15 protein-coding genes and 1 riboswitch are annotated in these 12,209 nt (G+C 72.8%); of the genes, 13 read left to right on the plus strand and 2 right to left on the minus strand.

What is annotated here, in order from left to right; genetic code table 11:
* The first annotated feature begins 12 nt into the window (after positions 1 to 12).
* Positions 13 to 852 (plus strand): alpha/beta fold hydrolase, encoded by an 840-nt coding sequence (locus LUM46_RS04130; protein WP_274992451.1) that lies wholly within the window; start codon positions 13 to 15, stop codon positions 850 to 852.
* On the opposite strand, the gene LUM46_RS04135 is transcribed toward LUM46_RS04130, so the two are convergent.
* Positions 842 to 1,405 carry a DUF421 domain-containing protein gene (locus LUM46_RS04135; RefSeq protein WP_274992452.1) on the minus strand — a complete coding sequence of 188 codons (564 nt, stop codon included), beginning with the start codon at positions 1,403 to 1,405 and terminating at the stop codon, positions 842 to 844. The two genes, LUM46_RS04130 and LUM46_RS04135, sit on opposite strands and share 11 nt — an antisense overlap.
* Positions 1,406 to 1,489: 84 nt before the next feature.
* Complete coding sequence (locus tag LUM46_RS04140) at positions 1,490 to 1,918, minus strand: DUF1761 domain-containing protein (protein WP_274992453.1); 429 nt, start codon at positions 1,916 to 1,918, stop codon at positions 1,490 to 1,492.
* Positions 1,919 to 2,008: 90 nt separating this feature from the next.
* Here LUM46_RS04140 and rpe point away from each other — a divergent pair, with 90 nt between their 5' ends.
* The 12 genes from rpe to LUM46_RS04200 all read left to right on the plus strand — a co-directional run bounded on the left by rpe (position 2,009) and on the right by LUM46_RS04200 (position 12,143).
* Positions 2,009 to 2,671 (plus strand): ribulose-phosphate 3-epimerase, encoded by a 663-nt coding sequence (gene rpe, locus LUM46_RS04145; protein ID WP_274992454.1) that lies wholly within the window; start codon positions 2,009 to 2,011, stop codon positions 2,669 to 2,671.
* Positions 2,672 to 2,875: 204 nt separating this feature from the next.
* The gene (locus LUM46_RS04150) at positions 2,876 to 4,054 is read left to right on the plus strand and encodes a sensor histidine kinase (RefSeq protein ID WP_274992455.1); all 1,179 of its coding nucleotides are present in this window, start codon (positions 2,876 to 2,878) and stop codon (positions 4,052 to 4,054) included.
* The gene (locus tag LUM46_RS04155; RefSeq protein ID WP_274992456.1) at positions 4,051 to 4,755 is read left to right on the plus strand and encodes a response regulator; all 705 of its coding nucleotides are present in this window, start codon (positions 4,051 to 4,053) and stop codon (positions 4,753 to 4,755) included. Before LUM46_RS04150 ends, LUM46_RS04155 begins: the two co-directional genes overlap by 4 nt.
* Before the next feature lie 78 nt (positions 4,756 to 4,833).
* Positions 4,834 to 5,523, plus strand: coding sequence for a DUF2306 domain-containing protein (locus tag LUM46_RS04160; RefSeq protein ID WP_274992457.1), 690 nt, complete (start codon positions 4,834 to 4,836; stop codon positions 5,521 to 5,523).
* Between the two features lie 58 nt (positions 5,524 to 5,581).
* Positions 5,582 to 5,716, plus strand: a riboswitch (FMN riboswitch).
* Positions 5,717 to 5,835: 119 nt separating this feature from the next.
* Positions 5,836 to 6,984 carry a bifunctional diaminohydroxyphosphoribosylaminopyrimidine deaminase/5-amino-6-(5-phosphoribosylamino)uracil reductase RibD gene (gene ribD / locus LUM46_RS04165; RefSeq protein ID WP_274992458.1) on the plus strand — a complete coding sequence of 383 codons (1,149 nt, stop codon included), beginning with the start codon at positions 5,836 to 5,838 and terminating at the stop codon, positions 6,982 to 6,984.
* A complete protein-coding gene (locus tag LUM46_RS04170; protein WP_274992459.1) occupies positions 6,984 to 7,658 on the plus strand; it encodes a riboflavin synthase in 675 nt (224 codons plus the stop codon). The genes ribD and LUM46_RS04170 overlap by 1 nt, the downstream gene beginning before the upstream one ends.
* A 23-nt stretch (positions 7,659 to 7,681) precedes the next feature.
* Positions 7,682 to 9,085, plus strand: a complete 1,404-nt coding sequence (ribB, locus tag LUM46_RS04175; RefSeq protein ID WP_274992460.1) for a 3,4-dihydroxy-2-butanone-4-phosphate synthase — start codon at positions 7,682 to 7,684, stop codon at positions 9,083 to 9,085.
* Positions 9,082 to 9,558 carry a 6,7-dimethyl-8-ribityllumazine synthase gene (ribH, locus tag LUM46_RS04180; protein ID WP_274992461.1) on the plus strand — a complete coding sequence of 159 codons (477 nt, stop codon included), beginning with the start codon at positions 9,082 to 9,084 and terminating at the stop codon, positions 9,556 to 9,558. The genes ribB and ribH overlap by 4 nt, the downstream gene beginning before the upstream one ends.
* Positions 9,559 to 9,786: 228 nt before the next feature.
* The gene (locus LUM46_RS04185) at positions 9,787 to 10,371 is read left to right on the plus strand and encodes a hypothetical protein (RefSeq protein WP_274992462.1); all 585 of its coding nucleotides are present in this window, start codon (positions 9,787 to 9,789) and stop codon (positions 10,369 to 10,371) included.
* Between the two features lie 66 nt (positions 10,372 to 10,437).
* On the plus strand, positions 10,438 to 10,701 hold the full coding sequence (locus LUM46_RS04190; protein ID WP_274992463.1) for a phosphoribosyl-ATP diphosphatase: 264 nt from the start codon (positions 10,438 to 10,440) through the stop codon (positions 10,699 to 10,701).
* Positions 10,702 to 10,770: 69 nt separating this feature from the next.
* Complete coding sequence (hisG, locus tag LUM46_RS04195) at positions 10,771 to 11,634, plus strand: ATP phosphoribosyltransferase (protein ID WP_274992464.1); 864 nt, start codon at positions 10,771 to 10,773, stop codon at positions 11,632 to 11,634.
* 5 nt (positions 11,635 to 11,639) lie between these two features.
* Positions 11,640 to 12,143, plus strand: a complete 504-nt coding sequence (locus LUM46_RS04200; RefSeq protein WP_274992465.1) for a PH domain-containing protein — start codon at positions 11,640 to 11,642, stop codon at positions 12,141 to 12,143.
* The last annotated feature ends 66 nt before the right edge of the window (positions 12,144 to 12,209 follow it).

Consider the following 12,209-nt stretch of genomic DNA (forward strand, 5'->3'; position numbering starts at 1 on the left):
CACAGTGGTCCCATGAGCGAGATCACCCCAACAAGAGTCCTGCGGAGAACCGTCCAGGTCGACGGCGAGGCCGCCAGCTACCTGACCGTCGAGCACGACGGCCCGCCCGTGCTGCTGCTGCACGGCACCTACTGGAGCCGGGTCTGGCTGCCGGTGCTGGACCACCTCGCCGAGGCAGGGCTGCGGCCCATCGCCGTCGACCTCCCAGGGCTGGGCCGGTCAGGAGGCGAGCTCACCCTGGAGACGGCCACGGTCCCGACCCTCGCCGAATGGGTGACGAGGTTCGTCTCCGCGCTGCGGATCTCCGGGCCGATCGCCCTGGCTGGTCACGACATCGGTGGCGGCATCGCCCAGCACCTCCTGGCCCACGACCGACTGGAGGTATCCCGGTTCGCGCTGGCCAACTCGGTCACCTACGACTCCTGGCCGGTGCCCAGCGTGGCCCGGTTCCGGGATCCGGACGTCGTCGCCGCGACCACCGGGGACGAGATCCTCGCAGCCCGCCGGAAGACCGTGACAGCGGCGCTCGCCGGTGCCGCCATCGAGCAGCGGATCGCCGACTATCTGGAGCCGTGGACGAAGGCCCGGGTCCGCCGCTCCTGGATGGCCATGGCGGGCGCGGCCGACAGCCGCTACACCCTGGAACTGCTTCCCACGCTGCGGCGGTCCGCGACGCCCAAGCTGCTGGTCTGGGGCGAGGACGACGCCTTCCAGAGGGTGGAGTACGCCGAGCGGTTCGCCGCCGAGATGCCGCGGACCACGCTCCTGCGCATCCCGGACGCGGGGCACATCCCCATGGAGAACGCACCCGACCGGATCGCTCGTGCGCTCATCGACTTCTTCAGGTCGTAGACGTAGGCGCAGGCGCGATCAGCTCCTGCGGGACCAGGTGGGCGCCGTCGACACCCGTCAGGAGCAACGGATCGATGGGCTCGCCGGTGCGCAGCACGCTGATGGTTCCCGAGGGTTCCAGCACCGCGATCGCCACCTCCCGGGGATGGCGGATGCCGGCCTGGCGTAGTTTCGCGGCGAGCTCGCTCGGCACGACGTGGCAACGCCGGAGATTGCGCTCCAGGACGGTCTCGCCGGCCATGAGGAGCATCGGGCGCGTGGTGACGGCACGCGCGCCCCAGCCGCGGGTACGCACCAGCCCAACGGCCGCCTGGCAGGCGGCCAGGGTGGCCAGCGCGACAAGTCCGCCGACCAGCCGGGGTGCCTCACCGAGCGCCGCGCGGCCCAAGATCGAACCGATGCCGATGATGGCTGCGAGGTCGAACGTCGACAGGCCTGCGAGCATGCGCTGGCCCAGCAGCCGGACCAGCACGACGAGCGCCCCGTACATCCCAGCGGTGGCGACGGCGACGGCCGCTGCCTCGAGCGGCGTGATTCCCAGGAGTTCTTCCACGCGGGCGATTGTCACGCACGGCAGCACGGCGGGGCGAAAGCGTCGGTGGGCACGAGGGGGTGCCGCGCCAGAGAACGCTTGCCGTCAGACACCCGCCGGCGGCCACACCCCGATGATGACGGCGACGACCAGGATGGTGACCAGCTCGTGCCCCAGGTTGATGGTGGTGAGGGCAGCCGGACGGCCCTCGAAGGCATCGTGTATGGCGACGCGGGCGACGGTGAACCCGACCCAGAGGAGGACGGCGGTCACGATCGCGGCCGTCAGGAAGCTGCCCTCGTAGAACTCCCACGAGATGTAGGTGGCGCCGGCGAGCACCCAGACGGTCACGAAGCCACCCACGATCACCACGACGAACGGCCAGACGGTCGGCTGGTTCGGAGACTTCGGGCCGACCCTCGTCAGCTCCGTCCAGCGGTTGCCGAGCACCTTGGGCGTGTACCAGACGGCGCCCACGACCACCGTCGACAGCGTGGCGACGATCACTGCCCAGTAGTTCACTTCGGGGATCATCTTTGCTCCCGGTCTGTTGGAACCGCGCAGCGGTGCGGGGTTGGGCCCTTCGGCTCGGAACCCGAGGGAATCGCGCTCTAGGCTGGCATCATGGCAGCCCTCATCGCCCCGAGCATCCTGTCCGCCGACTTCGCGAACCTGGAGCGCGACCTCGGCCGGATCGCCGACGCCGACTACGCGCACGTCGACGTCATGGACAACCACTTCGTGCCGAACCTGACGCTGGGCCTGCCGATCTTCGAGCGGCTCGCGAAAGTGTCGCCGATCCCGCTCGACGCGCACCTCATGATCGAGAACCCGGACCGGTGGGCACCCGCGTTCGCCGAGGCCGGGGCGGCGTCCGTCACCTTCCACGCGGAGGCGGCGCAGGCCCCGGTGCGCCTGGCGCGGGAGCTGCGGAAGCTCGGGTCGCGGGCGGGTGTCGCGCTCCGTCCGGCGACGCCCGTGGAGCCCTACCTCGACCTGCTCGCCGAGATCGACATGATCCTCGTCATGACCGTCGAGCCGGGGTTCGGCGGGCAGTCCTTCATCGAGGGCACGCTGCCGAAGATCCGGCGCGCCCGGGAGGCCGTGAGCGAGTCCGGGCTCGACGTCTGGATCCAGGTCGACGGGGGAGTGTCCCGCGAGACCATCGAGCGGGCGGCCGACGCCGGCGCGAACGTCTTCGTGGCGGGCTCGGCGGTGTACGGGGCCGAGGACGTCCCGGCCGAGATCGCAACGCTGCGCGAGCTGGCGAGCAAGCACTCCCACTGAGCTGAGCTGTGCGCGGGACGGGCGGCCCGTCGGGCTGCTCCCGTCATCCCTCCTCCTCCAGAAAAAGTGTGCCAAGCGCCTGTCGCACCACCTCCGCCCAGGAGGGACCTCACCACCAGCCAGGAGGCGCGACCACCGACCGGCGAGCCCTGCTCGTACTTTTGCCTGATCCGGCGGTGCCTCGGGCCCTCGTAGCATGAGCCCGTGTCCGCCATCCGCTCGGTCTGGGACGAACCGCGGCCCGTCGATGCACCTATCCGGGTGTGGCGGGACTGGGTGCTCGTCGCCGTCGTCGTGGGCGGCGCGGTGATCGAAGGGATCACGCGCGCGGACGTCCAGGGACGGTGGCTGGAGCTCGCCACCGTCGCCGTGCTCGCACCGACGCTGCTGTGGCGCCGGACGCATCCGCTGGCGATGGTCGCCGTCGCGTTCGTGGCGTCGGCGGCACCGGCGCTCGTTCTCGGCCGAGACCTGGCCTTCGCCTCGAACGTGTTCATGCTGGTCCTGGCGTACGCGCTGTTCCGGTGGGGGAGCGGGCGGTCGATGGTGCTCGGCGCGGCGGTGGTCCTCGCGAAGATGGGGATGAACGCGGCGCTCGGCTTCCTCACGCTCGCCGACGTGGGCGTCGGCTGCCTGATCCTCGGCTCGACGTTCGCGCTCGGCCTGGCGCTCCGGTACCGGTCCGGGTCGCGCCGGCGCGAACGCGAGCGGGTGGTGCTGCTCGAGCGGGAGCGACTGGCCCGGGACCTGCACGACGTCGTCGGGCACCACATCTCGGCCGTCGCGGTGCGGGCACAGGCAGGGCTTGCCGTGTCGCAGACCGATCCCGGTGCCGCGGCCGACGCCCTGCGCGTGATCGAGGAGCAGGCCTCCCGTGCACTGGCCGAGATGCGCACGCTGGTCCGCGTCCTGCGGTCGGACGAGCTCCGCCCCGAGGAGAGCGAGGGACGTGCCGACGAGCTCGCTCCCGGCCCTGTCCTGGCCGACGTCGGACGTCTCGCCGACCCTGCAGCGCCGCGCGTCGAGGTGGACCTGGAGGGCGACCCCGCCCAGGTGTCGGCGGCCGTGGGCGGCGCGGTGCAGCGCATCGCGCAGGAGTCGGTCACGAACGCGCGTCGACACGCCCGGGGCGCCACCCGGATCGCGGTCCACGTCACGGTGGGCGAGACGTCCGTCCGGCTCCGGGTGTCCGACGACGGCGGTGCGCCGGCCCCTGCGAGCCGCGACGGGTACGGGCTGGCCGGTATGCGTGAGCGTGCCGCGCTCCTGGGTGGCACGCTCGAGGCCGGGCCCGGCGCCCTCGGTTGGACGGTGGAGGCGGTGCTTCCGCTGTCGACCGGGCCGGCGCCGCGGCGGGCGTCCCCGGGCCGGCGGGCGGCATGACGGGCCGCGAGGTCATGGAGGCCCGGAGCATCAGGGTCCTCGTGGCCGACGACCAGGAGATCGTCCGCACGGGCCTCTCCATGATCCTGAACGCCCAGGAGGGCATCGAGGTCGTCGGGCAGGCCGCCGACGGCCGGGCCGCCGTCGAGCTCGCGCGGCGGCTGCGCCCCGACGTCAGCCTGCTCGACATCCGGATGCCGGACGTCGACGGCATAGCGGCCACGCGACTGCTCGCCGGGCCCGACGTCGCCGACCCGCTCGCCGTCGTGGTGATCACCACGTTCGACCTGGACGAGTACGTGTACGCCGCCCTGCGGGCCGGTGCTCGTGGCTTCCTGCTCAAGGACGCCGGGCCGGCGCTCCTGGCCCAGGCCGTCCGGGCCGCCGCGTCCGGGGACGCCCTGATCGCGCCGAGCGTCACCACGCGGCTCCTGCGCACGTTCGCCGACGCCGGTCCGCTCGACGTCCCCGCCCAGCCGCTGGACCCGCTCACCGCACGCGAGGAGGAGGTCCTGCTGGCGGTGGCCGGCGGACGCACGAACACCGAGATCGCGCGCGAGCTGTTCGTCACGCTCAGCACGGTGAAGTCGCACGTCGCGAACCTGATGACCAAGCTGGGCGCGCGCAACCGCGTCGAGGTGGCGCTCTGGGCGTACGACACGGGGCGCGTCCGCCCGGGACGGTCCGCCCGGCGGTCCTGACACCTCGTACTTTCGGCCAGGTCGAGACCGGTCCGCGGGCCGATGACCTGCAGGGGGCTGGCAAAGCAGGCTCGCACCATGACAACACCCCAGGTGATGACCAGGTCCACCAGCCGCCGCGAGTGGCTGGTGCCCGCAGGGCTCCTTCTGCTGGCGCTCGTCCCGGCGCTCGGCGGCGCCGTGCGCGTCTCCGAGCTGGCCGCCGACCCGGCGCTCACGACGGAGAACGCCCGCTTCGTGACCCAGCCGATCCCGGTGCTGGTGCACATCGTCTGTGTCACGGTCTACAGCCTGCTCGGTGCGTTCCAGTTCGTCCCGAGCCTGCGGCGGCGCAGCTGGCACCGCCTGGCGGGCCGCGTCCTGTTCCCCGCGGGCCTCGGTACCGCGCTGACGGGGCTCTGGATGACCGCGTTCTACGACATGCCCGCCAAGGACACCGCGGTGGTCAACGGGGTCCGCTACGTGGTCGGCGTCGTGATGGTGGTGGCACTGGTCCTGGGGGTGCGTGCGGCGCTGCGGCGTGACTTCGTGACCCACCGGGCGTGGATGGTGCGGGCGTACGCGCTGGCCATGGGCGCCGGCACGCAGGCGCTGCTCCTCGGCCCGTTCATCGTGGTCGCGGGCATCCCGGGCCCGGTGACCAACACGGTGCTCATGACCGCCGCGTGGGTCATCAACGCGGCATTCGCCGAGTGGGTGATCCGTCGGCGCCGGGTGGCGAGACGGACGACGGGTCGGGCGGCGGGCAGGGTGGCAGGCCCGGTGTGACGCAAGCCATGCCGACGGCGTCGGGAGTTGTGGCATGCTGGCAAGCAGCAGTACGCACACACGTGCTCCGGGGTCGGTGTAATTCCGAGCCGGCGGTGACAGTCCGCGACCCGCGTCCTTCGCAAGGAGGGCCGGTTGATCTGGTGAAACTCCAGGACCGACGGTGAAAGTCCGGATGGGAGGAAGCACGTGCGGCGGCGCCGTCCCCTGGGGCGTGCGACGTCGTGACGTCGTGCGCGCGGGCAGGGGCCGGTCGGCCTCGTCCGCGTTCCCGTCGTCCACCCCGGAGCGCCGAAGCTCGGGGAGGACCGCATGACCCATGCACCACAGGACCGCGCCGCGGCACACGCGACCACACCCGTGGGAGCGCGCGTCGAGACCGCCATGCGCCGCGCTCTCGCACTGGCCGCACAGGGCCCGTCGTACGGCCCGAACCCGCGCGTCGGCTGCGTGCTCCTGGACCCGGGCGGTCGAACGGTCGCCGAGGGCTTCCACCGCGGCGCGGGTACGCCGCACGCGGAGGCGGCCGCACTGGCGGACGCCCGCTCGCGCGGCATCGACCCGCGCGGCACGACGGCGGTCGTGACGCTCGAGCCGTGCGCCCACCACGGCCGCACCGGGCCGTGCGCCGACGCCCTGATCGAGGCCGGTGTCGCCGCGGTGCACGTCGCGGTCGCCGACCCGAACCCGGTCGCGACGGGCGGTGCCGACCGGCTCCGTGCCGTCGGGATCGAGGTGACGACCGGCATCCTCGCCGACGCGGGGGAGAACCTGCTCCGGACGTGGCTGCATGCGGTCCGGACCGGTCGCCCCTACGTGACGCTCAAGCTCGCCACCAGCCTCGACGGCCGCGTCGCCGCCCCGGACGGGACGAGCCGCTGGATCACCGGCTCGCGGGCGCGTGCTCACGCCCACACGGTCCGCGCGCAGGTCGACGCGATAGCGGTGGGCTCGGGGACGGCACTGGCGGACGACCCGACCCTCACGGCGAGGACCATCGACGGCAGCCTGTTCGAGCACCAGCCGCTGCGGGTCGTGGTCGGCCGCCGCCCGGTGCCCGACGACGCCCGCCTGCGCGGGCCTGGGGGCGAGCTGATCCACCTGCCGGAGCACGACCCTGAGGTCGTGCTCCAGCGCCTCGCCGAGCGCGAGGTGCGCCACGTCCTCGTGGAGGGCGGCCCCACCCTGGCGACCGCGCTCCTCGCCGCCGACGCGGTCGACGAGCTCCACGCGTACGTGGCGCCGGTGCTGCTCGGCGCGGGCGCGACCGCCGTCGGCGACCTCGGCGTCACCACCATCGGCGAGGCCGCGCGCTTCACTACCCAGGACATCACCCGGCTGGGCGACGACGTGCTCATGGTCGCGCGCCGCGCAGAGCCCGCCCAGTCAGTTCAGCCGGCTCAGTCGGTTCAGTCGGTCCAGTCAGGTCGGCTCAGCCGGCACACCAAGGAGGAGATCTGATGTTCACCGGAATCATCGAGGAGCTCGGCTCTGTCGTCGCGCTCGACCACCCGGGCGGCGATGCTGCGGCCGACACCGCAGGCGACGCCGTCCTGACGGTCGCGGGCCCGCTCGTGACGTCGGACGCGCGCCCCGGCGACTCGATCGCCGTCGACGGAGTGTGCCTGACGGTCACCTCGGTGCTGGACGGCGTGTTCGTCGCCGAGGTGATGCCCGAGTCGCTGCGCCGCAGCTCGCTCGGCGGCCTCGTCCCGGGCTCCGTGGTCAACCTGGAGCGTGCCCTGCCCGCGAACGGCCGGCTGGGCGGGCACGTGGTCCAGGGGCACGTCGACGGCGTGGCGACGCTGGTGCGCCGCACACCGGGGCCGCGCTGGGACGACCTCGAGCTCACCGCCCCCGCCGCCCTGACCCGGTACGTGGCAGAGAAGGGGTCGGTGGCCCTGTCCGGGGTCTCGCTCACCGTCACCTGGGTGTCGGACGAGGGCTTCGGCGTGTCGCTCATCCCGACCACCCTCGCCGCGACGACGCTCGGCCGGCTGGTCCCGGGCGATGCGGTCAACGTCGAGGTGGACGTGCTCGCGAAGTACGTCGAACGCCTCATGGTGGCGGGCGCGTCGGTGCCGGGCGCACCAGGTGCGGCCCTCGTCGGCGACCTGGCCGGGGCCGCGCGATGAGCGCGGGCAGCACGGTGCACACGATGCACGCCCCTTCCGGGGGTGCGAGCTCCGCGGGAGGTCCGACGGAGGCTGGCCTGGTCGAACGGGCGCTGGCCGAGCTGGCGGCCGGCCGCCCCGTCCTGGTGGCGGACGACGCGGGTCGCGAGAACGAGGTGGACGTCGTGCTCGCGGCCAGCGTCGCGACCGCCGAGTGGGTGGGTTGGACGGTGCGGCACTCGTCGGGGTACCTGTGCGCGCCGATGCCTGCGCACCGTGCGGACGCGCTCGAGCTGCCGCTCATGGTCGAGCGGAGCGAGGACCCGCGGGGGACGGCCTACACGGTGTCGGTGGATGCCGCCGTGGGTGTGACGACGGGGATATCCGGGGCGGACCGGGCGCGGACGCTGCGTGTGCTGGGCGATCCGGCCGCGGGTCCACGGGACCTGATCCGGCCCGGGCACGTGCTGCCCCTGCGGGCACGGGCCGGCGGCGTGCTGGAGCGCGCGGGCCACACGGAGGCGGCGGTGGACCTGGTGCGGCTCGCGGGCAGGGCCGGCCAGGATCTGGGTGAGGTGGGCGCGATCGCCGAGCTCGTCCGGGACGACGGCGCCGTCATGCGGCTCACCGAGGCGCGTGCGCTGGCCCTGGACAAGGGGCTCGTGGTACTGACGGTCGCGGACCTGGTGGCATGGCGTCGGGCGCACGACCCTGCGCCGGCGTCCGGCACCGAGGCCGGGAAAGCGGTCCCGGCCGACCGGGTGCACCGGGTGGCGGAGGCGTCGCTGCCGACGCAGCACGGGGACTTCCGGGTGGTGGCCTACCGGGACCTCCGGTCCGGTGCGGAGCACCTGGCGCTGACGCCGGCGGTGCTGACCGGTCCGTGGCAGGAGGGTGCGGGCCGCGATGCGACACGCGGGTCGGGGCGGGAGGATTCCGCACGCGGCTCGCTGGTCCGGGTGCACTCGGAGTGCCTCACCGGTGACGCGCTGGGCTCGCTGAGGTGCGACTGCGGCCCTCAGCTGGAGGCTTCGCTGGCGGCGGTCGCCGCAGAGGGCGGCGCCGTGGTGTACCTGCGAGGCCACGAGGGCCGGGGCATCGGCCTGGCGGCGAAGATCCAGGCGTACGCGCTGCAGGACGGCGGCCGCGACACCGTGGAGGCGAACGTCGACCTCGGGCTGCCGGTGGACGCGCGGGAGTACGGCGCGGCGTCGGCGATCCTGGCGGACCTCGGGCTCGACGGCGTGACGCTGCTGACGAACAACCCGGAGAAGGTGTCGGGTCTGCGTGCGGCGGGTACCGACGTCGTCGGGCGCCGGGCGCTCGTGGTGGGGCGCGGCGTGCACAACCGCCGGTACCTGGAGACCAAGCGGAGGGTGATGGGGCACCGCCTCGACACCCTGGACATGGAACGAAGCAGCAACGAGGACGAAGGAGCATGCGCATGAGCGGCGCCGGAGCACCGAAGGTGACAGTGGACGGCAGGGGGCTGCGGGTCGTGGTGGTCGCGGCCAGCTGGCACGACCAGGTGATGGAAGGGCTGCTCGCCGGCGCTCGCCGGGCACTGGGGGAGTCGGGCGCGGACTGGACGGAGGTCCGGGTGCCTGGTTCGTTCGAGCTGCCGGTCGCCGCGGCGAGAGCGGCCGCCGGGGGAGCGGACGCCGTCGTGGCACTCGGAGTGGTGATCCGGGGCGGGACGCCGCACTTCGAGTACGTGTGCTCGGCCGCGACGACCGGCCTGACGGACGTCAGCGTCCGTACCGGTGTCCCGGTCGGCTTCGGGGTCCTGACCTGCGACGACGAGGCGCAGGCGCTGGACCGGGCAGGCCTTGAGGGATCGAGCGAGGACAAGGGCGCGGAGGCGGCGGAGGCTGCTGTCGCGACGGCGGTGACGCTGCGTGACCTGTTCCGCATGACCTGAGGCTGTCGACACGCCGCCGACCATGGCTCGGACCACGACTGGGTTCACCTCTATTAATAGTGTGCCAGGCGTCTCCACAACAACCCACCTCGGTCAGAACACCTCACGACAAGCCCGAAAGAACCGGGGGCCTCGGCACATTCACTGGGCATGAGAACCTCGTCTGCTCGACGGTCGGCCGCGCACACTGCCGGGGGGTCGCGACCAACCGCAGTACTGACGGTCGCCGTGGCTGTGGCCGTGGCGACCGTGCTCGCCGCGTGCGCCACCGCCGGACCCACGGGAGGGGAAGGCCCGCCGGGTGCGGCGGTGTCGGAGGATGCGCCGGAGCCGTTGCCGACCGATCCGCCCGGGACCACGTGTCTCGACTGGATCAGCTTCGAGAGCCCTCGGGAGGCGGCGTCCGCCGCCGGCGCCGTGCTCCTGGGGACCGCCGTGGAGCAGGCGGGCACCGTAGAGCTCTACGGCGTCGACGCGAACCGCTGGACGTTCGATGTCGAGCGGGTGCTCGAACGACCGGAACCACTGCGGACCGGGGCGGAGCAGCCGCCAGAGCTGCCGGTCTCGGCGGGGGACCGGATCCCTGTGGTCTCGACGCCCGAGACCTGTACCGCCGGTGGCGCCTACCCGGACGGTGACCCGCTCGACCCGGCCACCGGTCGCGGGGCCGAGGACGGCACCGTCATCGTCATTCTCTCCGGCGCATGGGGCGGCGAGGGCGAGATCGAGGAACCCTCGCTGATCACGCCCTACCAGGGTGTCCTCACGCCCACGGCTGACGGCGCCCTGCCGCCGGAGTGGCCAGCGCCATAACCGGAACTTGGCCAGAACGTGGGACGGCGGCGGGTAGTGCCCCTGATGCCCGACTAGGCTGAGCCCGTGAAGACCTTCGAGACCCTGTTCGCCGAGCTGACCGAGAAGGCCGAGACCCGTCCAGAGGGTTCCGGCACCGTGGCCCAGCTGGATGCCGGCGTCCATGCGATCGGCAAGAAGGTCGTGGAGGAGGCCGCCGAGGTGTGGATGGCCGCCGAGTACCAGTCGGACAGCGAGACCGCGGAGGAGATCTCCCAGCTCCTGTACCACCTGCAGGTCCTGATGGTTGCCAAAGGACTGACCCTCGAGGACGTGTACACGCATCTGTAGCGGGGTCTCCGGGCCGAGACCCGGACCCCGCATTCAGCTCCGTCGTACACCCAGAGAGGAAAGAACCACATGCTGCGTATCGCCGTCCCCAACAAGGGTGCCCTGTCGGGTCCCGCCTCCGAGATGCTGCGCGAGGCGGGCTACCGCCAGCGCCGCGACACCCGTGAGCTCGTGCTCGCCGACCCCGAGAACGACGTCGAGTTCTTCTTCCTGCGGCCGCGCGACGTCGCGGTCTACGTGGGTACCGGCACCGTCGACGTCGGGATCACCGGCCGCGACCTGATGCTCGACTCGGGTGCGGACGCCGTCGAGCACCTCGGCCTCGGGTTCGCCCGGTCCACGTTCCGGTACGCGGCGCCCGCCGGCCCCGGCGCGACCGACCCGGTGACCGAGGTGAGCCAGATCGCGGGGCGGCGCGTGGCGTCGTCGTACACCACGCTCGTGGCCCAGCACCTGGCGAAGCAGGGCATCGAGCCCGCCGCGATCGTGCACCTGGACGGCGCCGTGGAGTCGAGCGTGCGGCTCGGCGTCGCGGACGTCATCGCCGACGTCGTGGAGACCGGCACCACCCTGCGGGCCGCGGGCCTCGAGGTGTTCGGCGACCCGATCCTGCGCTCCGAGGCGGTGCTGATCCGGCAGTCGGACGCTGAGCCGCCGGCCGGCCTGAAGATCCTGACCCGTCGCCTGGAGGGCGTGATCACGGCCCGCGAGTACGTGCTCATGGACTACGTGGTCCCGGAGTCACGACTGGAGCAGGCGGTGGCGATCACGCCGGGCAAGGAGTCCCCGACCGTCTCGGCGCAGCACCACAGCGACGCCCGCGCCGTGCGCGTCATGGTTCCGCGCCGGGAGACCAACCGGATCATGGACGCGCTGTACGACGTCGGTGCGCGCGCCATCATCGTGACGTCGATCCACGCCTCGCGACTGTAGGCCTCATGGGTGCGGGGACGGGTACCGACGGGGGCGGCGGCGCCTTGGGCAACGGCCGGGGCGATGACCGCTTCCGTACCTTCCGCGGTCGCTTCGGCACGGCGACGGCTTACGGCGTGGCGGCCCTGGCTGCCGGCGGCTGCACGTTCGTCGCACTGGCGTCGGACACCGCCGACGTAGCGAACCGGGTCGCGATGATCATCTTCGGGCTGCTGGGAGCGGTGATCGCCTGGCGCTTCGGTGCGGTGCGCGCCGTGCCCGACCCGGCCGGGCTCACCGTCATCAACTACGTCAAGAGGCGCCGTCTGGCGTGGGCCGAGATCGTGGCCGTGCGGTTCGGGCCCAACGACCCGTGGGTCCATCTGGACCTGGCCGACGGCGACGTACTGGCGGTCATGGGCATCCAGCGTGCGGACGGCGAGCACGGCATGACCGAGGCCCGCCGCCTGGTGGCGCTGATCGCCGAGCTGGGCGAGGTTGACGAGCCCGGCCGCCCTCAGCCGAAGTAGAACTCAGCCGAAGTAGAACTCAGCCGAAGTAGAACTCTGGCGAGACAGGACCGCAGCGTGTGCGGT

The organism is Promicromonospora iranensis, assembly GCF_028994805.1.
Taxonomy (GTDB): Bacteria; Actinomycetota; Actinomycetes; order Actinomycetales; family Cellulomonadaceae; genus Promicromonospora; species Promicromonospora iranensis.